The organism is Tsukamurella soli, assembly GCF_039541155.1.
GTDB lineage: Bacteria > Actinomycetota > Actinomycetes > Mycobacteriales > Mycobacteriaceae > Tsukamurella > Tsukamurella soli.
The window spans coordinates 1-24357 of the sequence record NZ_BAABFR010000011.1; the positions used below are offsets into that span (position 1 = coordinate 1).

The following is a 24357-nucleotide window of genomic DNA, read 5'->3' on the forward strand; positions in this document are numbered from 1 at the left end:
CGGCGCCGGCGCCGCCCGCGTCGGCAGCCCGGTCGGCCGCCCCCGACCCGGCCCCCTCCGTCCCGTCCGCCCCCGTCCCGGCCGTCTCCCCCGACGAGGCGGTGTCGGCCACCGACTCGCCGTCCGCGGCATCGCGCTTGGTGAGATCCATCGGCAGGATCCAAGTGAAGACCGGTGCGGCGGCGACGGGATGCTCGGACAGCCCGCCGTTCGCGGCGGCGATCGGCTCGGAGTACCGGCTGCGCAGCGCGGCCGCCACTGCGGCCCGCTCGGCCGCCCTGTTCCACATGTCGGTCGACGTGGGCGGATCGGCGAACTCGGTGCGGGTGCGGGCGGCGATCCCGGCCAGGTCGTCGACGGCGCCGGCCAGGGTGCCCGCCGACGCCCCCGCGTCGTACGACGCGGCGACGAACCGCGCGATCCGGTCGAAGGCACCGTCGGCCGCCTCGCCCTGCCAGCGATCGCGAAGTCGCCCCACGTCCGCCTCGAGCTCCGCGAGGCTGTCGGCGAGCCGTTCCGCCGCAGCGGCCACCGCGCGGCCGTCGGCCGCCACAGCCTCGCCGTCCAGCGACCGCGCGAACGCGCACACCTCCGCCGTCGACCACCCGCTGAAATCCGTGTACTCGACCCCCGTGAACCCCATATCAGTCCCGCCCCATACCAATTGGACGCACGAGCGCGCTCCGCGGTTCCCGAATCGTGCGCGCCTGGCCACGGCTAAGCTGATCCGGTGACCGACGATGCGCTGATCCGGATGCCCAATCGCGGTACCACGCTGTGTATCTCCCTGTCCGGCCGCCCGAGCGACATCGGGACCCGGTTCCACAACTACATCTACCGGGAGCTGGGCCTCGACTACCTGTACAAGGCGTTCACGACCACCGACCTGCCGGCCGCGATCGCGGGTGTGCGGGGTCTGGGGATCCGCGGCTGCGCGGTGTCGATGCCGTTCAAGGAGGCCGTGATCGATCTGGTGGACGTCATGGAGCCATCGGCTGCGGCGATCGAGTCGGTGAACACGATCGTCAACGAGCTGGGCGTGCTGCACGCCTACAACACGGACTACTCGGCCGTCGCGTCGCTGCTGCGCTCGCACGCCGTGGACCCGGCGCTCCCGACCGCCGTGCACGGCTCCGGCGGCATGGCCAAGGCGGTGGTCGCGGCGCTGCGCGACTCGGGGTTCGCCGACGTGACGGTGGTGGCGCGGAACGCCGCGACCGGCACCGCGCTCGCGGACGCCTACGGCTTCCGCTACGCCGCCGAGGCACCGACCGGGACGCGGGTGCTGGTCAACGTCACGCCCATCGGGATGGCCGGCGCACCGGCCGCCGGCGATCTGTCGTTCCCCGCCGAGCTCATCGCGTCCGCCGCGGCCGTCTTCGACGTGGTGGCGATGCCCCCCGACACCCCCCTGATCCGGGCTGCGCGGACTGCGGGCGCGCCTGTCGTCACCGGCGCCGAGGTGATCGCACTGCAGGCCGCCGAGCAGTTCGCGCTGTACACCGGCATCACGCCCGACGCCGAGTTGGTGCGCCGAGCCTCGGAGTTCTCGCGCAGCTGATTGTAAGTTTGGACTGATAAGCCAAGACTGACTATCTTGGTCTCCATGACCACTGCCCTCCTCGTCATGGACTTCCAGAACGGCATCGTCGAGCGTGCCGGAGCCCCGGATGTGCTCGCCACAGCCGCCCGCGCGGTCGCCGCCGCCCGGAGCCACTCGATCCCCGTGGTGTTCGTGCGCGTCGCGTTCCGCCCCGGCTACCCCGAGGTCGCGGCCTCGAATCTCTCGTTCAGCGCCCTCGCCGCGAGCGGCGGCGGGATGACCGAGGACGACCCGGCCACCGCCGTGCACGAGGCCGTCGCACCCCTGCCGGGCGAGGTGGTGCTGGTCAAGCGGCGCGTCAGCGCATTCACGGGTAGCGGGCTGGACGTGCTGCTCCGCGGGCTGGACGCCGACACCCTGGTGCTCGCCGGGATCAGCACCAGCGGCGTGGTGCTATCGACCCTGCGGCAGGCCGCCGACCTCGACTTCCGCCTCACGGTGCTCGCCGACGCGTGCGCCGACTTCGACCCCGAGGTACACCGGGTGCTCACCGAGAAGGTGTTCCCCCGGCAGGCGACGGTGACCACCGCCGACGAGTGGGCCGCCGGTTTGGCGTAAGCCCACGGTTCCGGAGACCGACCCCGTCACCGCCGCCGACGCCACATGAGCGCTCGCGGCGGCGATCGGGTCCTTCTCGGGGCGCGTCTCAGTCGTTGTCGATGTCGAGCCCCACGGGCCGCCATCCACCGTCACGGTCGCCGGTCGTGATCGCCCGCTGTAGCGTCAACGGCGCCACGCCGCGTCGCTGCAGCGCGGCGACCACCACGGCTATCGCAGCATCGGGGTCGATCCGGAACACGGACTCCCGGACCCGCACGAACTCCCAACCGCACCTACGGAGTTCGCGCTCGCGTTCGAGGTCCGAGCGCGCCTGCTCGGGGGTCGAGACGAAGTCGGCACCGTCGCACTCCACCGCGAGCCGGGCGTGTTCCCCCGTCACCACCAGGTCGACGACGCGGTTGTTCACCGTGACCTTGGGGTTGACGTGGTAGCCCATGTCCGCCAGCCGCACGAACACCTGCTGCTCGAAGAGGCTGCCGAAGGGCTCGACACGACGGTCGGTGGGGACACCGGTGGGCATCGGCGGCGCGATCTCGACGTCCGCGCGGCTGATGTACTCGAGCAGCGAGCGCCGCAGGTCGGTCTCGCGCAGCTCGTCGGCGTCCACGGATGTGAAGAGCCACATCTGATCCCGCGCGCGGGAGGCGGCCACGTTGAACCGGCGCTGGAAGTCGCGGCCGGTGAGCGAGACGAACCGGTGCCCAGACGACACCACCATCGACAGCAACACCACGTCGCGCTCGTCGCCCTGGAAGTCGGGCGGTGTGCCCACACGCAGCCGGCGCGCATCCCACTCGTCGGGGTCGACGGTGGCGCGCAGCCGCCGGTACAGCTCGTCGACCTGCGCCTGCCCCTGCAGCACGATCACGCCGATCGAGCGGCCGGCGTACACGGGATCGGCCACCATACCCGCAACGGCATCCGCAATCGCCTGCGCCTCTTTGGGATTGATCAGTTTCGAGCCGACACCCTCGGCCTGGCCGCCCGCCACCCGGGTGACGCGCAGCGGCACGGGGCGGTCGGCGCCGTAGTGCCGCACCGGGATCAGCGGCGCGGCCGAATAGAACTGTCGCGAACTGAAGTCGATGATCTCCGGCATGCACCGGAAGTGCTCGCGCAGGCGGATCGTAGACCCGAACCTGGTGCGCAACAACGTGAACAGGCTCGACCGCGGGGTCAGGCCGTCGCGCAGGTACGGAGGCACGTCCGGCAGCTGCGCGTCCAGGCGGGCGAACACCTCGTCGAGATCCGCCCCGATGGAACTCGAGGGGGCGCACTGGTTCTCGTCGCCCACCACGATGATCCGCGGCGCCAGCCACAGCAGGAACGCGCTGGTGACCTCGGCCTGGCTGGCCTCGTCAACGATCACGACGTCGAACAGCCCCAGCTCCGGCGGCAGGGTGGCCACCACCTGGGAGATGGGCATGATCCAGGCGGGAATCGCCCCTTGGGCCTGCCGCATCGCCTCGCGCGCCGCGACACGGAACCGCTCGGCATGCCGACCCGAACCACGCCCGATGTTGGCGATGTGGTCGCGGTAGGCGTGCAACGCCCGGATCTCGTCGTAGGTGATGCGGTACAGGCAGCGCTGCCACGCCTCGGCGGTAGCGATCCGGGTGGTGTAGTGCGCCACGTCCTGCTCGGCGGCGTGCAGTTCGTCCTCGATGCGCGCGTCGTCGTCCGGCTTGGCCCGCTCGGCCACCCAGTCGGACGCGCGGCGCCACGCCCACGCGTTGGAGAACTCCGGGATCCGGCTGTTCCACACCTGATCTCGCGCGGTCGACGCCACCAGGTCGAGCAGCGCGGGGGCCTTGGTACGCAGCCGCAGCGCCAGCAGGTCCAGGGCGCCGCGGTCGTCGCGCTCACGGCGGGCGACGTCCCATGCCCGGCGAGCCGCCTGGATGCGGCCGTAGTCGTGACCGGACAGCGCGGCGACCAACGCATCGCCCTCGGGCGACGGGCCACGCTCGACGATGTCGACGACGCGGGTGCGGATATCGGCGAGCTCGCCCAGCGCATCCCGTGCGCCGGACGCGCCGCTGCTTCGGCGGACACCCCGGACGAGGTCCGAGAGCTGCTGTAGATCACGGGGACTGGTGACGTGTGAGGCTACCGGGGACAGCGCGGCGAGCAGCCTGTCGCGGTCGGCCACGAGCGCCAGCGCGTTCTGGGCGCGGCGCAGCTGGTCGCCGGCGGCGCTGAGGCGCGCGGAGCGCGACTGTCCGGACTCGCCGCGCGGGTCTGCCTCGGGCGCCGGGAGACCCACGCCCGAGAGCGCGCCACCGATCCGCTCGATCGCATCCTCGACCGCCAGATGGCGTGCCGCGGCGCGTAACCCGGCGCTGTCGGCGGTGTCGCCGGTCAGCGCCGTACCGTCGACACGCACTTCGAGGCCGGTCGCCTCGAAGTCCTTCTGTTCCGGCCGGCGGAACCGCCGCCTCGGTGTCGCGCCACTCTCGAGATGCGCCGCATAGCGGTCCAGCGCCGCGCGGGCGGGGGCCCCGGGTACCTCGGAGAACTGCACGCGCGTACCGCCCAGCACCTCGTCGTCGGCCACCGCGGCGGCGAGAACGTCATCGAGCCCGGCGAGCCGGCCGGCGACGTGGCCGCGCTCGCCCAGCAGGTTGTCCTCCGCGAGCCGGCGCGCCTCGTCCGGGTAGCGACGCACCACCTCGAGGCGCTCGGCCGCCGCGTCGGCGCGCGCACGGATCTCGGCCAGCGCCGCGGGATCCACGGCGCCGCGCAGCTCGGCGAACCCGCTCTCGTCGCCACCCGACGGTGCGCGGTCCACGACCGCACACAGCTGCTCGATCCGGTCGAATCCGGGTACGGCGGAGCCGAGGTCGGGGAGGTTGTGCGAGAGGCGCCGGGCGAACAGGTCGGAGTTGCGGCGCAGGAGGGACACCAGACGGCCGAACTCGTTGGTGTCCAACGGCGGAACCGCCCCGGACACGGGGGCGGGCAACCAGGAGTAGCGCGGCGCGTCGGCGCGGACCCGCTCGACCACCTCGGCGGGCCGTCCCGAGTAGCCGGACTCCATCCACTCCGACGTCTCGCTCTCGGAGCTGCGCAGTCGCCACACCTGACGCATCAGCTCCTCGCGCCGCTCGATCGCCTGATCCCGCTTGCCACGCAGGTCTTTCAGCTCGGCCTCGATGAGCGGTTCGGAGAACGTGGACTTGCGGGTGGCGATCTCGGTGACGGATGCGGCCAGCGACGCGGCGCCGTCCTGCGTCACGTCGGTCATCGACACCACGAGCTTGCGCAGATCAGGCGGCAGCATGTCCTCGAGCACCGCGAGCGCGTGCGCCTTCTCGCTCACCACCAGCACCCGCTGCCCCTTGGCTAGCAGTGCCGCCAACAGGTTGGCGATGGTGTGCGTCTTACCCGTCCCGGGCGGCCCCTCGACCACCACACCGGAGTCGGATCCCATGCGCGCCAAGATGTCCCGCTGCTCCACGTTCGACGGGAGCACGTAGTAGGCATCCTGCACGAGCTGCCGCGGCGGGGCCCCGCCGCAGTCCGCCAGCATCTGCAGGCGTTCGTCGACCTCCACGGCGTCGATCAGCTGCACCAGCCCCGGCGGGAGGGGCCGGTCACCGTCGGACGCCCACGCGAGCATGGCGTCGTAGAACGCGAGCAGCGGCGACGAGCCGCGCGTCCGCAGCACCAGCGCGGGCGACGGGCTGATCCGCGCACCGTCGAGCGTCACGGCGCGCGACCGCCAGCGCTCGGTGAACCGCGCGCACGCGGGATCGACCACCGTGCGCACCGACTCCCGCAGCTCGGCCTGCAGCTCCGCCGAGCCCGACAGGTCGAATCCGTCGAGACCCGCGAGCAGCAGCGCGTCCTCGAAGCGGGGCGCCGAATCCCGCGGCAGCACCACCGAGATCGACTTGCCGCGCTTGTCGCGCTCGAGCAGCACCGGCTGCGTGAGGATGTGCGCGCGGATCCTGGTGTCGCCCGAGCGGGCCGTCAGCAGGCCCGACGCCAACACCAGCTCGAGCGATTCCGGGTGCTCGGTGATCTCGTCGTACATCCGCAGCAGGCGCGCATACGGACTCGCGGGGTCGCCGGCATCCCGGTTGCCGACGGTGACGATGGTCGCCCCGGGGGCCGTGTCGGCGCGCCACCGCTCCCCCAGGTCCGCGAGCTCGATGACGCCGAGCTGGTCGTCGAGGTCGCGGGCGAGCGCCGAGCGGCTGCGGGCGAGGTCGTGCAGGTACTGCAGCAGACGCAGCACCTTGTCGTGGCGATCGCCGCCGTGACGGTCGCCACCGGCGGCGGCGCGGTCCGGATCGGCGGCACGTCCCGCTGTCCCCGCCCGGGCACGCCGACCGTCCGGTTCGCGCCCGTCGCCCGCGTCGGTCATCACTCGATATCTCTCTTGTCGGCCGGCCCCGACGGGGCCGGAAGCGGCACGCGCATCCGACGCGTGAGCTACACCTGAGGGAGAGGTTAATACAGGATGGGTGCCGTTCCCGCGGTCACGGGCGCTTTCGCCCCGCCCTGAACCGTGGCTTGCCGCCCGCCGGCCGGCCCGCCGGTGCACCCGAGTCCGGTTCGAGGTTGATCAGCTGCCCCGAGATACGCGTCTTGGCCAGCGCGTCGAACACGTCCTGGTGCAGGTCGTCGGGCAGTTCGACGAGGCTGTGGTCGCCTCGGATGCTGATGTGCCCGAAGTCGCTGCGGCGCAGGCCGCCCTCGTTCGCGATCGCGCCCACGATCGAGCCCGGCGTGGCCCGATGGCGCTTGCCCACCGAGATCCGGTACTGCGTCATCGGCCGACCGGTGACGCGGTGGATCGAGGGAGTGCGATCCCGATCCCGGTCGTGATCCCGGTCCTTCCGGTCGCGATCCCGGTCGCGGTCCCGGTCCCGGTCCTTGCGCTCGGGCGGATCCGGGCGCAGCAGGAACGACTCGCCGTCGCGGGACTGCAGCGCCAGCGCTGCCGCGATGTCGATCAGCGGCACGTCGTGCTCGCCCGCGTAGTTCTCGATCAACCGGCGGAACATCGGCAGGTGATCGGAGCCGAGGTTCTCGGTGATCGAGTCGCCGAACTTCGTCACGCGCTGCGCGTTGACGTCCTCGACCGACGGCAGGCCGATCTCCTCCAGCGGCTGCCGGGTGGCGCGCTCGATCGCGCGCAGCAGGTGGCGCTCGCGAGGTGCCACGAACAGCAGCGCGTCGCCCTTGCGGCCGGCGCGCCCCGTGCGCCCGATCCGGTGCACGTACGACTCGGTGTCGTGCGGGATGTCGTAGTTGACCACGTGGCTGATGCGCTCCACGTCGAGACCGCGGGCCGCGACGTCGGTGGCGACCAGGATGTCGATCGCCCCGTCCTTGAGCTGGCCGATCGTTCGTTCGCGCTGGGCCTGCACTATGTCGCCGTTGATCGCGGCGGCCGCATGCCCGCGCGCCCGCAGCTTCTCCGCGAGTTCCTCGGTGGCCTGCTTGGTGCGGACGAACAGGATCATCCCGTCGAAGTCCTCGACCTCGAGCATCCGCGTCAGCGCGTCCAGCTTCCGTTGGTGCGCGACCTGGATATACCGCTGGGTGATGTTCGCGGCGGTCGCGGTCTTGGCCTTGACGGTGACCTCGACCGGGTCGTGCAGGTACTTCTTGGAGATCTTGCGGATCGCCGGCGGCATCGTGGCCGAGAACAGCGCCACCTGCTTGAACTCCGGGGTGTCGGCGAGGATCCGCTCGACGTCCTCCTGGAAGCCCATCGTGAGCATCTCGTCGGCCTCGTCGAGCACCAGGTACTCCAGGTGGCTCAGATCGAGCGTGCCCTTCTCCAGGTGGTCGATCACGCGGCCGGGGGTGCCCACGATGATGTGTGCGCCGCGCCGCAGCCCGCTGAGCTGGACGCCGTACGCCTGGCCGCCGTAGATCGGCAGGACCGTGATGTCGGGCATGTGCGACGAGTAGCGGCTGAACGCCTCCGCCACCTGCAGCGCCAGCTCCCGCGTGGGAGCCAGCACCAGCGCCTGCGGCTTGCGCACCTTGGGGTCGATCTTCGACAGCACGGGGACCGCGAAGGCCGCGGTCTTGCCGGTGCCGGTCTGCGCGAGGCCGACAACGTCCTTGCCGTCGAGCAGGGCGGGGATGGTGGCTGCCTGGATGGGCGACGGTGACTCGTACCCCACCTCGGTCAGCGCGCGCAGCACGCGCTCGTCGATCCCGAGGTCGGCGAACGTCTCGCCCTGCGGCCCGGCGGCGTCGCCGGACGCCGCAGACGCATCCTCGCCAGCGGCGACGGGCCGGTCACCGTCGGAGTCCGACGGTGCCGGCGCAGCCTCGTCGACCGCGGGCGCCGCCGCGTCGGTTATGGCCGCGGGTGGTGCCGCCTCAGGTGCGGGGGGCGCCGCCTCGGGTGCCTCCTGCGCACGAGTGGGCTCGGGCTCGGGAGTCGTCTCCGGCTCCGCGGTGGCCTCGGCATCGGCGGTGACCTCGGCGGCCGGGGCGTCGGCCACGACGGGCTCGGGCGCGCCGGCGGATGCAGCCTGGTCGGACGCGTCGGTGGACGTGATCTGATCGGGCTGAGTCGTGTCGGTGGGGATATGGGCCTCGTCGCTGTAGTGGGAGGGCCCGCTGGGTGGGGTGCCCTCGGCACCGGAATCTGCAGACATCGTGTCCCCAGCTTATGCGCTGGTAGCCGTGGTTGCGAAACCTGCCGCACGGTTCCGCCGCTGGCCAGACCCGGATCCGATAGCGTAAGGCCCGATGACTATCACGCCGCCCCACTCAGCAGGAGGACGCTTGCGCATCGAGTCCACGCCCCCGACCCGCGCCCATTCCCCGTCGGACACCCTGACCACCCGGCTCCGGGCACTCGCCACTCAGGAGCCCGAGCGGGAGCTGTTTCTGCGGCCGTCGGCGTCCGGGTGGGACCCCGTGACCGCCGCCCGGTTCCACGCGCAGATCGTGGCGATCGGCAAGGGGCTCATGGCGCGCGGCGTCGAGGTGGGCACGCGCATCGCGCTGATGAGCCCCACCCGCTACGAGTGGGCACAGCTCGACTATGCGAACTGGGCGATCGGCGGGTCCACGGTGGCGGTGTACGAGTCGTCGGCGCCCGAGCAGGTGCGGCACATCCTCATCGATTCGGGCGCGACCATCCTGATCGTCGACACCCCCGCGACCCGCGACCGCATCGGATCCGGCGTGCCACAGGGCGTGCCGGTGCTGACGATCGACGGCGAGGGCGCCGGCGTGGTCGCCGACCTGACCCGAGCCGGCGAGCCCGTCCCGGATGCCGCGTACGCGAAGCGGGTCGCGCAGGTCACGGCGGCCTCGGAGGCGACGCTGCTGTACACGTCCGGAACGACGGGCCGGCCCAAGGGCGTGGTCCTGACCCACGACAACCTGTTGTCCGAGTACGACGCGGTCCACGTCGGCCTGAGCGAGATGGCGGCCCCCGGCGACACCACGGTGATCTTCCTGCCGTTCGCGCACATCTTCGCCCGGGTGGTGTCGGTGGCGACGCTGCATTACGGGATCCGGGTGGCGCACACCGCCGACCTGTCCGACTTGACCGGCCTGTTCGCCGAGCTGCACCCGTCGTACGTACTCAGCGTGCCCCGGGTGTTCGAGAAGATCTACAACACGATGGCCCAGCGGGCGGCGGACTCGGGGCGTGGCCGCCTGTTCCAGGCTGCGGTCGACACCGCGATCGCATGGAGCGAGTCCGCCGACACCGGTCGCCGGCCGATCGCCCTGCGGGCGAAGTACCTGGTGTTCGACCGGCTCGTGTACTCCAGGCTGCGGGAGGTGCTCGGCGGTCGGTGCCGGTGCGCGGTGTCCGGCGGCGCGCCACTCGGAGCCCGGCTCGGGCATTTCTTCCGCGGCGCGGGCGTGACCGTGTACGAGGGCTACGGACTCTCCGAGACCACCGCGGCCATCACATGCAACACGCCGGGAGAGCAGCGGGTCGGCACCGTCGGGCGGCCGCTGCCCGGCCAGGAGGTGGCGATCGCCGACGACGGCGAGGTGCTGTTGCGCGGCCCGGTGGTGTTCTCCGGCTATTGGAAGCTGCCCGACGCCACCGCCGAGGCCCTCGCGGACAGCTGGTTCCACACGGGGGACCTGGGCACACTCGATGCCGAGGGATACCTGTCCATCACCGGACGCAAGAAGGAGATCCTGGTGACCGCGGCCGGTAAGAACGTGGCGCCCGCCGGGACCGAGGACGCGATCCGGCAGAATCCGCTGGTGTCCCAGGCGATGCTGGTCGGCGACCGGCGGCCGTTCGTCGGCGCGCTGATCACCCTGGACGAGGAGGCTGTGCCCGGCTGGCTGGCGGCTCACGGACTGGCGGCGTCGACCACCGTCGAGCAGCTCGCCGAGAACGCCGACCTGCGGGCCGAGATCGACTCCGCCGTCGCCACCGCCAACACGCTGGTGTCCAAGGCCGAGCAGGTGCGTAAGTGGCGTCTGGTGACCGACGACTTCACCGTCGAGAACGGCCTGCTCACCCCGACGCTGAAGCTCAAGCGCAACGTGATCATGGCCGACCGCGCCGGCGACGTCGAGGCGCTCTACCGATCCTGATCTCACCTGTGGTCGCCTACGCGCGCATTCCGCGAGTAGGCGACCACAGGCGTAAGCGGTCTAATCGATGCGCTCGTTCGTCCAGCCTCCGATCGCGGCGCACAGGGCCGCTGTCAACCGCCGCGCCACGTCGTCTTCGGTGAGCCCGAGGGTCGCGAGGAGGTCGAAGATCTCTCGTGGATCGAACAGGATGTTCCACAGGAACAGTCCTTCGTCGCCGGGGTCGGGCAGGCCCATCTCAGCTGCGGCCTCCGCGATCGGACGCTCTAGTGCCTCCGCCTGCACCGTCAGGTAGCGGACGCCCGAGCGGAGACGGGCCAGGTAGCCCTCCTGGGACCGCGTGTGGACCATCGCGGTGCCGTGCTTCACGACCAGGCGAACCCACTCCCGGCTGACGGTGGCGAGCAACTCCACACCGTGGGTCTCCTGCTTCAGGCTGAACTGGAGCAGGCTGAGCCCGACGCTGTATCGGAACTCCGCGAGGATCTCGTCGACGGACGAGAAGTGGCGGTATGCGGTGGCCGTCGAGACCTCTGCGCGCTCGGCGACATCCGTCATCTTCACCGCCGCGCCCTTGCGGGCGACCAGATGTCCCGCAGACTTGATGAGCCGTTTGCGGTTCCGTTCGGTGTCGCTACGCACCACGACCCTCCTCGATATCTCTGCCCCGTTGAGGTGGTGAGCTCTGCCCGTTGCGACTACGAGCGTAGTGCCGCAAGGCCCTCGGCGAGGCGCGCTACGCCGGTGCGGATCGCGTCGTCGCTTGCGGCGTACGAGAGCCGCAGGTGCCGTTCGCCGTGCGCACCGAACTCGCCGCCAGGCCGCACCGCCACGCCGTGTTCGCGAAGCCGCGCGACGAGCTGAGCGGACGACATGTCGAGGTCGTAGCCGGGGAACTGGTAGAACGCGCCCTCCGGGACGCTGAGCGTCAGGCCGGGGATCGCCGCGAGGCCGGCGCGCATGATCTCGCCCCGACGGCGGTACGCGTCGCGCATCCGAGCGATGTCGGCGTCGCAGGTCTGTACCGCGGCCAGCGCGGCGTCCTGAACGAAGGTGTTGACCGAGCCGTTGAAGGTGTTGTGGACCCGTGCGGCCGCGCTGATGAGCGCCTTAGGGCCCCACAGGTATCCGACCCGCCATCCGGTCATCGCGTAGCTCTTCGAGAACGTCTGGCAATAGATCGTCCGCAGCCGTAGGCCGTCGATCTCGACCGCCGAGGTGAACCGCCGGTCGGTGAACGTGAGACTGGCGTACGCCTCGTCGGAGATGACCACGGTGTCGGTTCCGTCCAGCATCGCACCGAGTGCCTCGAGTTCCTCGCGAGTGTGGGCGATCCCCGTCGGGTTGCTCGGGTTGCAGAACACGAAGAGCTTCGCCCCGCTGAGAGCGTCCGCCAGTGCTTCGAGATCCCAGTGCAGGTCGTCCGCAAGCGGCACCCCCACGGTCACCCCGCCCGCCATGCTCACCAGGTCGGCGTACAGCGAGTAGGTCGGGTCGGGGATCACGACCCGGTCCCCCGGGTCGACGATGCTCAGGATCGCCGCAGCGAGCCCCGCAGTTCCGCCCTGTGTGATCAGGACGTCCGCGGCCGAGGCGCCCTCGGCACCCGACGCGTTCAGCCGCTCGGCCAGGGCCTCGCGAAGATCGTTCTCGCCGTACAGCGGCGAGTAGTGGGTGCGGCCGCTGCGCAACGACGCGATCGCCGCTTCGGTGACCCGCTCAGGGGTATCGAAGTCGGGCTCCCCCATCGCGAGCGACACGAGCTCACCCGAGGACTGCGGCTGCTGCACACGGCGCGAGGCGGCGACGACGCGCGCAACGGCTGCCGACGGTGCGACGTCCAACGCGGCATTCGTGGTGAGTGTCATTGCGTTCCTTAGGTATTCGTCGGTTTCGTTATGCCTGCGGCAGCTTGTTCTCGGGCGCTCCGACCCAGCGGGCGACATCGAGGTCGAGGGATACGTCGCGCTGCCGGGTGGGGGCGACCACGATCTCCTGGAGTGCGATCCGCTGCGGCAGCGTCACCGCGAGTCGGATGGCGTCGGCGACATCTTCCGGCTGCAGCATGTTCGCTCGCTCGGCGGGCGTCGGTGGCCGCGACCGGGAGTCGAGGATCGGAGTGTCCGCCTCCCCCGGCAGCACGGTGATCGCCCGCAACCCCTGGTTGCGGAACGTCGTATGCAGGAAGCTCATGAAGTTGCGGACACCGGCCTTCGCGGCACCGTAGGCGGCCCCGCCGAGCAGGTTCGGAGTCACCGCGGCGAGCGACGAGACGGTGACCACGGTGCCGGTCTGCCTGTCGAGCATGTCGGGGAGCACCGCCTGCGTGAGCCGGAAGACCGCCGTGAGGTTGACCTCCAGAACCTGGCGCCATTCGTCCATCGGCATCCACAGCGGGTTGGGCACGGTGGACGCGCTGCCCGCGTTGTTGATCAGGATGTCGACAGGTCCGAGTTCCCGGTGGACCCAGTCGATCACGCGCTCCACATCGGCGCCGTCGGTGATGTCTGCGGCGCGGGCGTGAGCGGTCCCGCCGTCGGCGGCGATGGCTGTCCGGACCGCGTCGAGTGCGTCCTGACGGCGGCCCACGAGGACCACCGTGGCCCCGTCGCCCGCGAGTGCGCGCGCCGTCTCGAGCCCCATGCCGCTCCCCGCCCCTGTGACGAGGGCGATCTTACCGGCCAAACCCTTTCCAGCCGAGGTCTTTCCGTCCAAGGTGGTCACCGTTCGCTTTCCTTCGTCGTACGTGATCCGGGTAGTGGGCCCGGGGTGAATCCCCGGGCTTCGAAAGCGGCACCGGCGGTCCGCTCGAGCGCGAGGAGTTCCCTTTCGCGCTGTGCGTGCCTCCGCACCGCCGCTTCGCGATCGACCCATCGGAACCTGAGCTCGCGACCCGGTCCGGCCTGCCCGAGCAGGGAGAGCGATGCGCGGGACGCGAACCCGACGATCGGATACCCGGCCGTCAGGCTGCGGTAGCGACCGAGCACGATCAACTCGTCGGCATGCGGGATCTCCAGGGCCCCGATCGGCACGCCGTGCGAGACGATCTCCGCGTCGCCGTCGGGGTGCAGTACCGGTCCGCTCAGCCGCAGGCCCACGTGGTTCGAGCGGTCGGTCACCGTGTACGTCGACTCCGCGATGAGGTCTCTGAGCCCGGGCACCGTGTTCGTTGCCCGACTCTCCACCACGTCGATGTCCCAGGGCCCCTCCGCGAGTCGGAGGCGGGGCGTCCGCAACCGGAACAGCGGATGGCCGAAGGAGTACCGGGGAAAGGTCCGGAACCGCGAACGCACGGATAGCACGGCGCCGCGGATCACCTTCTGCTCGAATCCCATTCGAGCGTCTGGTGCCGAGCTGCCGAGGAACGTCTCCGCCACCAGCGCGCCGTTGACCGCGACGTAGATGCGGGCGCCGACGCGGATGTCACGGACCCGCAGTTCATGTCCGGCGGGCACCACGACGGGTGCCCAGCCGTCGACGGGGGCGTCTGCCACGGTGACCCGTGCAGGTGCCCCGGTCACGGCTACCAGGACGGCGGCGTCGGGCACGAATGCGAACTCGCCCCCGAGGCTCTCGATCAGCGTGGCGCCACGGGCGTTCCCCACCAGTAGGTTGGCCACCGTTGCGGAGTACTGGTCGGCGGCGCCGCCGGTCGGGACGCCGAGCCGCTCGGTGTCGGCTCGGCCGAGGTCCTGGAACGTCGAGAGCCACCCGGCGGCGGTGACCCGGAGTTCGATCGGACTCACGCGTCGCCCCCCTCGGGCAGCAGGAAGGTGCCGTCGAGCGCGAGTGCCTCGTCGGCGGTGATCGGGACGAAGCGGACCACATCGCCCGTCGAATACGACATCGGGCGGCTGCGGGTGATGTCCACGATGACGTGCGGCGTCCGCCCCACCACTCGCCACCCGGTAGGGCCGGGGAACGGCTGGATGATGGCGTTGGTTCCGGCGATCATGATCGAGCCGGGGACGACGTCGGTGCGGGGTTCGGCCCTGCGACGCACGGGCTTCGGCACCGCCAGGCCGTCCATCATCGGCGCCGTCGCCGCGCCCAGCAACGCGATGGTGAAGGTCGAGGAGACCATCGTGTCGATGACTTCAGCGGTCGTCAGCCCGAGTTCGTCGGCGACGTTCGCGAGGTCGGGTCCGGTCTCGGCGTCGAAGACGACGGGGATCCGGAACCGGGCGGGCGCGGGAGCGCCGCTCGATCGCGGCTCCGGCGGCAGGTCGTCGATCAGCCGGGCGGCGTACTCGATGTGCCCCGGACCGGTGACCAGGGGGTCGTACTCGACGAGCAGCGATTCCAGCCCCGAGATCACGTCGAGTACGCCCGGCGGCCGACGGGCGAGGAACCGAGCACGGAAGTCGACGATTCCGGCTCGGCGGGTCGCCGGACGGTCGTGGTCGACGGTGACCATCACCGCCGAGTCGCCGTACGACTCGACGGCGATCGGCACAGGATTCGCCTTCATCGTGGATTCGATGTCATCGTCGATCCGCCCCTCAGTGGCTGACGGCGGCGGCGGCCTTCTCGGCGAGGACATCCTGCAGTCCGGTGACGCGGACGCCGGCGTCGCCGAGTGCGGCCCGCAGCGCGGTGCCGTTCGCCAGAACAGTCGGGTGGTCACCGTGCAGGAGCAGCACATCGGCGTCGTGCCCCAGCGGCACCACATTCCCGCCGACGGTACGGACCGTGCCCTCGGTGACCACCTGCACCGAGCGTTCGCCGATGAGCTCCGGGTCGTAGATGAGGCCGCCCTCGTGCGAGCGAGGCACCGGCATGCCGTCGTCGCCGTATCCACGGTCGGCCAGGAACACGTATCCGACCGCGAGGCCGCGCTTCTGCGCCTCCGCTGCCAGCAGGCCCCGCTGGCAGATGACGATGTACGACGGGTCGTAGGCGGCGACCGCATCGGTGATCGCGCGAGCGTGCTTGGCGTCGGACTGGGCGATGCTGCCCATCCGGCCGTGGGGTGCGACGTGGCTGATCTTGCCGCCGTGGATGCGGGCGAACGCGTCGAGCGCGCCGATCTGGTAGATCACGTCGGTGCGGATCTCTTCCTCGCTCGCCTCGATCAGACGCCGACCGAACCCGACGAGATCGGGGTAGCCGGGGTGTGCGCCGAGTTCGATTCCGCGGGCGACGCATTCGGCGACCGTCGCGTCCATGACCCGCGGATCTCCGGCGTGGAAACCACAGGCGATGTTGGACGCGGTGACGAGTCCCAGCAGCGCGGCGTCGTCGCCGATCGTGTAGTTGCCGAAGCTCTCGCCGAGATCTGCGACGACGGCGACTGAGTTGATTCCCATGATCTCTCCCGGATGATGTCGTGTGGAACGGGTCAGGTGGTGTGGAACGGTCAGTAGGACTCGAGCGGCATGCCCTTGCGTTCCTTCACGAAGGCCAGCGTGACGAGTGTCATTATCGCGGTGATCACGGACGCGAAGGCAGGAACCAGACTGCTCCCGGTGGCGTGGATGATGGCCGTCATCACCAGGGGCGCGCTGCCGCCGAAGATGATCGTCGAGATGCTGAAGCCGATGCTGTAGGCGCTGTACCGCACCGTCGTCGGGAACATCTCGGTGAGGACGGTGTGCACCACCGCTGCGTGGCCGGCGAATGCGATCGCGAGCACGCTCGTACCGAGACAAGCGAGCCAGAACCTGCCGGTGGTGATGAGCAGGAACATCGGGAACGAGACGACGGCGACGGCGATCGACGAGATCGCGAGGACCGGCCGGCGTCCGATGCGGTCCGACAGTCGCGCCATCAGGGGGATCGCGATGATGATGCACACGAGGCTGAACCCCGTGACGACGAACGCCTGGACCATCGTGAAGTTGTGCTCGGCGCCGAGCGAGGTCTTCAGGTATGTGGGCATGTACGCGAACAGCAGGTAGTACCCGGGTCCGTTGAGCGCGGGCAGGAAGATGGTGATCGCGATCGCCTTGAGGTGCCGCTTCGACGTGAACACCGCCGCGAGGGGGTTTCGCTGGACGATGTTTCGCGTGCGCAGCGCCTCGAAATACGGCGTCTCCTCCATCTTCCGGCGGATGTAGAAGCCGATGTAGCCGAGCGGCGCCGCCAGGAGGAACGGGATGCGCCACGCCCACGCGGTCATGCCCTTGTCACCGAGGGCGGTGATGAGGACCGCCGAGAACGCACTGCCGAACAGGAGCGCGGCGAACGAGCCGACCGCGATGAAGCTCATCGCGAAGTTGCGCCGGGCGTTGTGGGCGTATTCGCCGACGAAGGACATCGCGCCGGCGACCTCGCCCCCCGCGGAGACGCCCTGCAGGATGCGGAGCGCGATGAGGAGGATCGGGGCGGCGACCCCGATCGCCGCACTGGAGGGGATGAGGCCGGTGGCGGCCGTCGAACCGGAGATCAGCAACAGCAGGGCGGCCAGCAGCGATCGACGACCGAGTCGGTCGCCGAGGTAGCCGCAGATGACGCTGCCGAACGGGCGCGCGATGAAGCTCACGAGGAAGCCCACGTTGGTGGCGAGCAACCCGCTGGCCGAGGCTCCGCCCATGAGGCTGATGGCGAGATACGTGGTGAGCAGGCCGTATACGCCGTAGTCGTACCACTCGACGAACGAGCCGACCGTACCCGCAAGCGTGGCTCTTCGGACGACGGAGCCGTCCGCGGTGATGATCTTGACCTCGGCCGTGTCGAGGCGTTCCGGAGCAGTCATTGGTCTTCTCTCAGGGGTTCGGATCCGGCGATCGAGACTGCAACAACAGCGTGCGCCGTGTGGACGCGCTCTGTGGCTGTTCGACAGGGGGACGACCGGAGCTCGCGGGAGGCACTACGAGTCTGGTGCGAGGTGAATCTCAAATGAGAATATCGTCACACTTTAGGTCCGTCAAGGGGTTCCGTCGAGCCGCCTGGAGGGCCCCTAACGTCTATGCATCGAGTAAAGAATCGGCACGTCAGCCGTGGTGTCGCCCGCGCGTTCGTCGTCGAGCGACGCTTGCGCGCAACCGCGACACGGCGCACACTGGGTCACCGAAGTGCGAACGGATTCTTACTTCTACCCATCGTCGAGGAGAGCACGAATGACCACAGACAACGTCCGCGTGACCGCTGGTTGGGACCGACCGGACGAATCGGTGCTCGAGCAGCTCCGAGCCCACTCCGTGGCCAACCTGGGCGACGCCCTGGACCGGCTCAACATCCTCGACGGTGGCATCGCGCCGATCTGGCCCGGCGCCAAGGCCGTCGGTACGGCACTGCCGGTCCTCACCGTCGCCGGCGACAACAAGGCGGTCATCGCCGCGCTCGACCACATCCGACCCGGCGACATCATGGTGATCAATGCCTTCGGCTACGACGGCCGGGCGATCATCGGCGACAATCTCGCCCAGCGATTCGACGTCTTCGGCGCGGTCGGCGCGGTCGTCGACGGCTACGTCCGAGACCGCGACATCATCGAGAGCCTCGGGTTCCCGGTGTTCGCCCGCGGGCTGACACCGGCCGGGCCCTTCAAGAACGGCCCCGGCGCGATCGGCGAACCCGTCGCGATCGGCGGGGTGGTCGTCAACCCCGGCGACATCGTCGCCTGCGACGGTGACGGCGCCATCGTCATCCCGCCGCACCGCGTGGACGAGGTGCTGGCCGCAGTGGCGGCGATCGTCGCGCTCGAAGCCGAGAAGGATGCCGAGGTCGAAAGCCTGCGCACCCAGCTCGCCTGACAGCCGCGTAGCCGCGCACAGCGAAGGCCCCGTCCGTCGGACGGGGCCTTCGCTGATGCTCAGAAGTCGAACTGCTGCCGGATCTCCCGGGCGTTGATGTGCTCGTAGTAGAACGAGGCGAACGGAATGGTGCCCGCGATCAGCGTGAGCAGGAACCGGATCGGCCTCCAGCGCGCCTTGAGCCCCAGGTCGACGGTCACGAGCAGGTACACGATGTAGCCCCAGCCGTGGATCGCGTAGACATACCAGAACCACTTCGGCGCGTCCGACGAGTGCGCGATGATCAGGTACGTGTAGATCACCTCGACCGTGAGCAGAAGCAGGAACACGCCGGTGAAGTAGGCCATGAACCGGTAGCGGCCGAACGAACCGCGCACCCGCTTCCGCTTCTTCTGCGCCAGCTGCTCGGGCGTGATAGTGGTCTGAGTCAACGTTGTCGCTCCTGACGTGCGTCGCTCGCCGCCAGCTCGGCGAGCATCCGGTTGTAGTCGTCCTGGGTCTCGTCTCCGCGGTCCGGATCGGCGGGCGCCGACGGCGCCGCCCGTCCAGGGAGGAAGTCCGCGGGGATCTCGCTGAGCGGCGCCTGTGCGCGGCGCATCGCGACGCGCCTGACCGCTGCGTCGTCGGCGACCGCCGACGGGGCGGGAGTCGCGACGTCCGCGGCATCGTGGTCCGTCTCTGGATCGGCGTGCGCAGCGAGGACGGCGTCCTCCTCGGCCTGTTCGGCCTCGAGCTGGACGAACCGGCGGTAGCCCCAGATGCAGGCGACGGCGAACAGCGGCCACTGCAGCGCGTACCCGAGATTCTGCCCCGTTCCCGACGACGACTGGTAGCGGTCCCACTGCCACCAGCCCATCAGCAGACACACGATCGCCGCGATCACCACGAAGAGGATCACGGCGGGACGGTGCTGGCGGGGGGAACTCACGCCTAAACGGTACCCGTCCCTGCCGTGTGGTCCACGCCGCAGGTAGGCTGACCTGCGGTACGAGCGCTCGTGGCGGAATTGGCAGACGCGCTGGATTTAGGTTCCAGTGTCTACGGACGTGGGGGTTCGAGTCCCCCCGGGCGCACCAGCACAGCAACCGTTCGGGAACCTTTGGGACGTACATGGCGACGGTGTCCGGATGCGCGATCGCCGCTGCGCTGCGACTCCGCCGCCGCTGACCTCAGGACATCCGGAAAGCCACACCTGGTGCGGAGAACCACACGGGATCGCGTGGGGAGATCCGGATCCTGTGCGGTTCTCGACATCACGACGGGATCTAGTGCGCCGGTCGGCGCCAATGCCGGCGACGGACGGCGTCAGTTGCGGCGGGTCAGGTACGTGCCCTTGCCCAGCTTCGTCGTCTTGGTCGTGTGGCCGTCCGCGCGCCTCGTGAAGCGGGTGTTCCCGATCTTCACGCTGCTGGACAGGCCCGACTTGGACAGGGTGAACCGGAACGGCCCGAACGACTCGGACTTACGAAAGAAGAATCCCATACCCTAGTGAATCACGCCGCCGCATCTGTCGGAACACAATGCTCAGCAGCGTGTTCCGGGCACTCTCGGTCGAATGGACGCCTACCGCGCCGGTCAATCGACGCAGGGCACCTGTCCGCCGCGCACGACACTGCCCGCATCGGGCGAGGGTCCCGAATCCGACCCCGAGTCGGAGTCGGAACCCGAGTCCGAGCCGGAATCCGACCCCGAGCCCGAGTCCGTCGGGCTCGCGGCGTGCGGTGCGGACGTCTGGCCAGGCAGCGCGGCCGCAGCCGCCACGGGCGACACGTCGGACGACGCATCGTCATCCGTGTACGTGCCGTCGTCGGGGATCGACTGTCCGAACGCCTTCTGCACCGTCGCGCGGATCAGGGCGGGGTCGATGATGTTCACGTCCTGCTCGTCCACCACCCCGTAGGCCTTCACGGGGAGCGTGGTGAACGTCAGATTGGTCCCGGCGATGTCGCCGATCTGCTGCGCGAACGCCTCGACATCCCACCCGGACGAGATCACGATGTCCTTCTGCGCCACCGCGATCATGTTGCGCAGCTGGTTGATGTTGCTGAACACGCCCTGCTGCTGCAGCGACAGCGCGACGGACGCGATGAACGCCTGCTGCCGATGGGTGCGGTCGAGGTCGCCGTTGTCCAGGCCGTGCCGTTGCCGCACGAAGGCCAGCGCCTGCGATGCGTTGAGATGCTGCCGCCCGGCGGGGAAGTTCGCGCCCGAATAGCTGTCGTGCACACGGTGCTTCAGGCACACCTCGACGCCACCCAGCGCCTTCGCGAGGTCGTAGAAGCCCACCAGGCTGACCTCGATGAAGTGGTCGATCGGCACCCCGACCAGGGACTCGACGGTGGCGATGGACTCTTTACGTGCCGCCTCGCGGCTCTCGGTCTCGATCTCCTTGCGGTCGGTCATCCCCTGGGCCACCAGCTGGTCCTCGACCTCGGCCTTCTTCAGGCCGTACGCCTCCTTGATCTTGGCGTGGGTGTACCCCTGGATGTTGGAGACACGCACGTAGTCGTCGCGGGGGATCGAGAACGCCTTGATGTCCTTACCGTCGGCGGGGACGTGCACCAGGATCAGGGTGTTGGTGTTGTAACCGCCCTCGTTGCCGTCGCCGGCGTGCAGCTGCGCGAGCACGTCCTCGGGCAGCTGGTTGCCGTCCTGGTCTTTTCGGGTGTCGAGGCCCATCACCAGGATGTTGGTCGCACCACCGGTAGACTTCGCGAATTTCGGGTCCGCGAGCGCGGCCGACACATTGAAGCCGCCGACCACCAGACCTGTGCTCCACCAGGCGAATCCGGTCACGCCCAGCACGATGACAGCGAGCACCGAGAGCAGCGCGCGCCCCATCCCGAGACCAGATGACCGACGTTCCACGGCGCCACATTAGCGGAGGACTTTGCGGAATCCGTGATCCCGCGCGGTATGCCCGACCGCATTCGGGCGAACCGGCCCGTTCAGGAGTGCGATGTGATCCAGACCGCGATCCCACCCGGACAGCGCCTCATCCGGCCAGGGCGCGGAGCGGCTCCACCAGTTGCGCGAGCGCCCGGGCCCGGTGGCTCACGGCGTTCTTGGCCTCCGGCGTCATCTCGGCGGCCGTCAGACGGGCGGCCCCGGCACCGTCGGCCCCGGCACCGTCCGGCAGAAAGATCGGGTCGTACCCGAAGCCACCGTCGCCCCGCGGCGCACGCAGCAGCGTCCCCCGCCACACGCCCTCGACGGTGACGGCACCGCCCGGCACGCGACCGGGGTCGCCGACGAGGGCGCACACCGACAGGAAATGGGCCCCGCGCCGCGCGTCGGGGACATCGGAGAGCTGGTCGAGTAGCAGCCTCAGGTTGGCCTGGTCGTCGCCGTGCCGTCCGGACCAGCGCGCGGACAGCAGCCCCGGCATACCGTTCAAGGCGTCCACGCAGATGCCGGAATCGTCGGCGAGGCAGGGCAACCCCGTCATCGCGAAGCCCTGACGCGCCTTGATCAGCGCGTTGCCGGCGAAGTCGGGCGCGTCCTCGGGAAGCTCCTCGAACGGGGGCAGGTCGTCGAGCCCGACCACTTCGAGCCCGACGATCCCGGCACGCTCGACCACGGCACGCAGCTCACGCAGCTTTTTCGCGTTGCGCGATGCCAGCAGGACCTGGGCCACCGCCCTAGGACCCGAACTTCTTCTTGGCGTCACCGTCCGACTCGGGGAGCACGCCGGGGTACGGCGCAGCGAGCGCCTCCTTCTGCACGGCGAACAACTTCTCGCAGCCTGCGAGCGCGGTGTCGAGCATCCAGTCGAAGGTGGTGCGCGCGAACGTCGCGCCCTCGCCGGTTCCCTGGATCTCCACCAGGGTGCCCGTGTCGGTGGCCACCACGTTCATGTCCACCTCGGCGCGCGAGTCCTCCTCGTACGGCAGGTCGAGGCGCACGCGGCCGTCGACCACGCCCACCGAGATCGCGGCGATCCCGCACGAGATCGGCTGCGGGTCGCTCAACTTGCCGGCCGCGCCGAGGTATGTGACGGCGTCACACAGCGCGACGTACGCGCCCGTGATGGACGCCGTCCGCGTGCCCCCGTCGGCCTGCAGTACGTCGCAGTCGATGGCGATGGTGTTCTCGCCGAGCGCCGCGAGGTCGATGCAGGCGCGCAGCGACCGGCCGACCAACCGGGAGATCTCGTGCGTGCGCCCCGAGATCTTGCCCTTCGTGGACTCGCGCCGCGACCGCTCGTGCGTCGCGCCCGGCAGCATCGCGTACTCCGCGGTCAGCCAGCCGAGCCCGGAGCCGCGCCGCCACGACGGCACGCCCAACTCGACGCTCGCGGTGCACAGCACCTTGGTGTTGCCGAACTCGACCAGCACCGAGCCCGCCGGATTCTGGGTGAATCCGCGGACGATGCTCACGGGACGGAGTTCGTCGTCGGCCCTGCCGTCTGCGCGTCTACTCACGCTCCCACCCTACGGTGTCGGGTCCGGCGCAGCCGGAGGATCCGGCACCGTCGCGCTCAGAAGTCGAACCGGTCGCCTCCGCGCACCGCATCGACCGGCCCGTCGAAGCTCGACCGGGCCTCGGCGATCATGGTATCGCGGTCGGTCCACGGTGGGATGTGCGTCAGTAGAAGGCGCTTCGCGCCGGCCTTCGCCGCCGCCTCCCCCGCCTCGTAGCCCGAGATGTGCACGCCGGCGGGCCGGTTCTCGGGGTCATGGGTCCAGCTGGACTCGGCCAGGAAGAGGTCTGCGTCCCGCGCCACCTCGACGAGGTTGTCGCAGACACCCGTGTCGCCGCTGAACGCCAGTACGCCGCCCGACGGTGACGTGATCCGCAGCCCATACGACTCCGGCGGGTGGTACATGCGAAAAGGCCGTACGGAGAACCCGCCGATCTCGAAGTCGACCCCTTCCTGCCACGGCGTGAAGTCGAAGGTGTCGGAGATGTCGTCGAACATCGTCGCGGTCTCGGCGGACGCGCGGCCGATGCGCTCGACGGTGTCCACGGGCCCGTAGAGCGGCGCGTGCCCGACTGCGGGGACCGGCGCATACCTCCGCCACACCAGCAGCGACGGCATGTCGAGGCAGTGATCGGCATGCAGGTGCGACAGCATGACGGTCACGGAGTTGGGGTCGACCAGCGCCTGCAGCTGCCCGAGGACACCGGGCCCGAAGTCCATCACCACGGGCTCGTGCCCGTCCGCCTGGAGGAGATACCCGGAACATGCAGCACCGGGTCCGCCGACACTGCCGGAACACCCGAGTATCTCCAGACGCATGTCGCCTATGCTGCCAGATCACGCATCGTCTGTGGGCGATCGCGTCAACTCAGCGGATGTCGGGCAAGGCACTCGCGCGCTCGACCGGCCGACGGCGCCGCAGGAGCACCGCGGCGAGCACGCCGCCGATCGCGCCCCACAGATGGGCCTGCCACGAGATACCCACCTGACCTGGGATGACTCCCCACAGCATGCCACCGTAGAGCACCAGCAACACCACGCCGACCAGCGACCAGAGCAGATCGCGGCTGAGGAACCCGCGCAGCACCACGTACGTCATCCAGCCGAACAGCACGCCGGACAATCCGATCACGACGGTGTTCGAGCCTCCGGTCAGCCACACGCCGATACCGGAGACCACCCACACGAGGACCGTCGCGGAGAGGAACCGGGCAGCGCCCGCGACCAGGCCCACGAATCCGAGGACCAGCGCCGGCACCGAGTTCGCCATGAGGTGCCCCCACCCGGCGTGCAGCAGCGGTGCGAACGCGATGCCGCGCAGACCGTCGGTGTTTCTCGGCACGATGCCCCAGCTGTCGAGGCCGTTGTGATCGAGGACGTTGATCCCCTCGATCAACCAGAGCGCGGCCACGAACAGGACGGAGGTCACCAGGGCCGTCCGGACGGCGACCAGCCCCGGGCGGCCCGACGACGGTGTCGCCGGTCGCGGACTCTGTTGGATGCTCATCGAGGGCGCCTTC

Annotated in this window: 21 protein-coding genes, 1 tRNA gene and 1 pseudogene; 5 read left to right on the forward strand and 18 right to left on the reverse strand. The window is 69.9% G+C overall.

The window, feature by feature from the left end; all coding sequences use genetic code 11:
- Positions 1-643 (reverse strand): annotated as a pseudogene (locus ABD908_RS05310) (hypothetical protein); the annotation flags it as partial.
- A 111-nt stretch (positions 644-754) separates the two neighbouring features.
- On the opposite strand from ABD908_RS05310, the gene ABD908_RS05315 reads away from it, so the two are divergent.
- On the forward strand, positions 755-1561 hold the full coding sequence (locus ABD908_RS05315) for a shikimate 5-dehydrogenase (protein WP_344992138.1): 807 nt from the start codon (positions 755-757) through the stop codon (positions 1559-1561).
- 45 nt (positions 1562-1606) lie between these two features.
- Positions 1607-2161 (forward strand): cysteine hydrolase family protein, encoded by a 555-nt coding sequence (locus tag ABD908_RS05320; protein ID WP_344991947.1) that lies wholly within the window; start codon positions 1607-1609, stop codon positions 2159-2161.
- Between the two features lie 88 nt (positions 2162-2249).
- Here ABD908_RS05320 and ABD908_RS05325 read toward each other — a convergent pair whose 3' ends face one another.
- Complete coding sequence (locus tag ABD908_RS05325; RefSeq protein ID WP_344991950.1) at positions 2250-6536, reverse strand: AAA domain-containing protein; 4287 nt, start codon at positions 6534-6536, stop codon at positions 2250-2252.
- A 115-nt stretch (positions 6537-6651) separates the two neighbouring features.
- Entirely contained in the window at positions 6652-8796 is a 2145-nt protein-coding gene (locus ABD908_RS05330; protein ID WP_344991952.1) for a DEAD/DEAH box helicase, read from the reverse strand.
- A gap of 130 nt (positions 8797-8926) precedes the next feature.
- Between ABD908_RS05330 and ABD908_RS05335 the strand changes: the two genes are divergently transcribed.
- Positions 8927-10717, forward strand: a complete 1791-nt coding sequence (locus tag ABD908_RS05335; protein ID WP_344991955.1) for an AMP-dependent synthetase/ligase — start codon at positions 8927-8929, stop codon at positions 10715-10717.
- A gap of 60 nt (positions 10718-10777) precedes the next feature.
- Here ABD908_RS05335 and ABD908_RS05340 read toward each other — a convergent pair whose 3' ends face one another.
- Genes ABD908_RS05340 through ABD908_RS05370 form a run of 7 tightly spaced genes read right to left on the reverse strand, consistent with a single transcriptional unit; the run spans position 10778 to position 17414 of the window.
- Complete coding sequence (locus ABD908_RS05340; protein ID WP_344991958.1) at positions 10778-11359, reverse strand: TetR/AcrR family transcriptional regulator; 582 nt, start codon at positions 11357-11359, stop codon at positions 10778-10780.
- A gap of 56 nt (positions 11360-11415) precedes the next feature.
- Positions 11416-12585 (reverse strand): pyridoxal phosphate-dependent aminotransferase, encoded by a 1170-nt coding sequence (locus tag ABD908_RS05345; protein ID WP_344991961.1) that lies wholly within the window; start codon positions 12583-12585, stop codon positions 11416-11418.
- A 28-nt stretch (positions 12586-12613) separates the two neighbouring features.
- Positions 12614-13441 (reverse strand): SDR family oxidoreductase, encoded by an 828-nt coding sequence (locus tag ABD908_RS05350; RefSeq protein ID WP_344991964.1) that lies wholly within the window; start codon positions 13439-13441, stop codon positions 12614-12616.
- The gene (locus ABD908_RS05355; protein ID WP_344991967.1) at positions 13438-14463 is read right to left on the reverse strand and encodes a 5-oxoprolinase subunit C family protein; all 1026 of its coding nucleotides are present in this window, start codon (positions 14461-14463) and stop codon (positions 13438-13440) included. The genes ABD908_RS05350 and ABD908_RS05355 overlap by 4 nt, the downstream gene beginning before the upstream one ends.
- The gene (locus ABD908_RS05360; protein WP_344991969.1) at positions 14460-15188 is read right to left on the reverse strand and encodes a 5-oxoprolinase subunit B family protein; all 729 of its coding nucleotides are present in this window, start codon (positions 15186-15188) and stop codon (positions 14460-14462) included. The genes ABD908_RS05355 and ABD908_RS05360 overlap by 4 nt, the downstream gene beginning before the upstream one ends.
- A 31-nt stretch (positions 15189-15219) precedes the next feature.
- Positions 15220-16026 (reverse strand): LamB/YcsF family protein, encoded by an 807-nt coding sequence (locus ABD908_RS05365; RefSeq protein WP_344991972.1) that lies wholly within the window; start codon positions 16024-16026, stop codon positions 15220-15222.
- A 50-nt stretch (positions 16027-16076) separates the two neighbouring features.
- Positions 16077-17414: an MFS transporter gene (locus tag ABD908_RS05370; RefSeq protein ID WP_344991975.1), complete on the reverse strand. Its 1338-nt coding sequence runs from the start codon at positions 17412-17414 to the stop codon at positions 16077-16079.
- A gap of 364 nt (positions 17415-17778) precedes the next feature.
- Here ABD908_RS05370 and ABD908_RS05375 point away from each other — a divergent pair, with 364 nt between their 5' ends.
- On the forward strand, positions 17779-18414 hold the full coding sequence (locus ABD908_RS05375; protein ID WP_344991978.1) for an RraA family protein: 636 nt from the start codon (positions 17779-17781) through the stop codon (positions 18412-18414).
- Positions 18415-18473: 59 nt separating this feature from the next.
- Here ABD908_RS05375 and ABD908_RS05380 read toward each other — a convergent pair whose 3' ends face one another.
- Positions 18474-18845 carry a DUF3817 domain-containing protein gene (locus ABD908_RS05380; RefSeq protein WP_344991981.1) on the reverse strand — a complete coding sequence of 124 codons (372 nt, stop codon included), beginning with the start codon at positions 18843-18845 and terminating at the stop codon, positions 18474-18476.
- A complete protein-coding gene (locus tag ABD908_RS05385) occupies positions 18842-19342 on the reverse strand; it encodes a transcriptional regulator (RefSeq protein WP_344991983.1) in 501 nt (166 codons plus the stop codon). The genes ABD908_RS05380 and ABD908_RS05385 overlap by 4 nt, the downstream gene beginning before the upstream one ends.
- Before the next feature lie 63 nt (positions 19343-19405).
- On the opposite strand from ABD908_RS05385, the gene ABD908_RS05390 reads away from it, so the two are divergent.
- A tRNA-Leu gene (locus ABD908_RS05390) sits at positions 19406-19490 on the forward strand.
- A 229-nt stretch (positions 19491-19719) separates the two neighbouring features.
- Here the strand turns inward: ABD908_RS05390 and ABD908_RS05395 are convergent.
- The 6 genes from ABD908_RS05395 to ABD908_RS05420 form a co-directional block, all read right to left on the reverse strand.
- Entirely contained in the window at positions 19720-19896 is a 177-nt protein-coding gene (locus ABD908_RS05395; protein ID WP_344991985.1) for a DUF4236 domain-containing protein, read from the reverse strand.
- A 93-nt stretch (positions 19897-19989) separates the two neighbouring features.
- Positions 19990-21282: an LCP family protein gene (locus ABD908_RS05400; protein WP_344991988.1), complete on the reverse strand. Its 1293-nt coding sequence runs from the start codon at positions 21280-21282 to the stop codon at positions 19990-19992.
- A 127-nt stretch (positions 21283-21409) separates the two neighbouring features.
- Entirely contained in the window at positions 21410-22051 is a 642-nt protein-coding gene (locus ABD908_RS05405; protein WP_344991990.1) for a non-canonical purine NTP pyrophosphatase, read from the reverse strand.
- A 4-nt stretch (positions 22052-22055) separates the two neighbouring features.
- Positions 22056-22838: a ribonuclease PH gene (gene rph, locus ABD908_RS05410; protein WP_344991993.1), complete on the reverse strand. Its 783-nt coding sequence runs from the start codon at positions 22836-22838 to the stop codon at positions 22056-22058.
- A 56-nt stretch (positions 22839-22894) separates the two neighbouring features.
- Positions 22895-23656 (reverse strand): cyclic nucleotide-degrading phosphodiesterase, encoded by a 762-nt coding sequence (locus ABD908_RS05415; RefSeq protein ID WP_344991996.1) that lies wholly within the window; start codon positions 23654-23656, stop codon positions 22895-22897.
- 49 nt (positions 23657-23705) lie between these two features.
- Positions 23706-24344 (reverse strand): rhomboid family intramembrane serine protease, encoded by a 639-nt coding sequence (locus ABD908_RS05420; RefSeq protein WP_344991999.1) that lies wholly within the window; start codon positions 24342-24344, stop codon positions 23706-23708.
- Between the last annotated feature and the right edge of the window lie 13 nt (positions 24345-24357).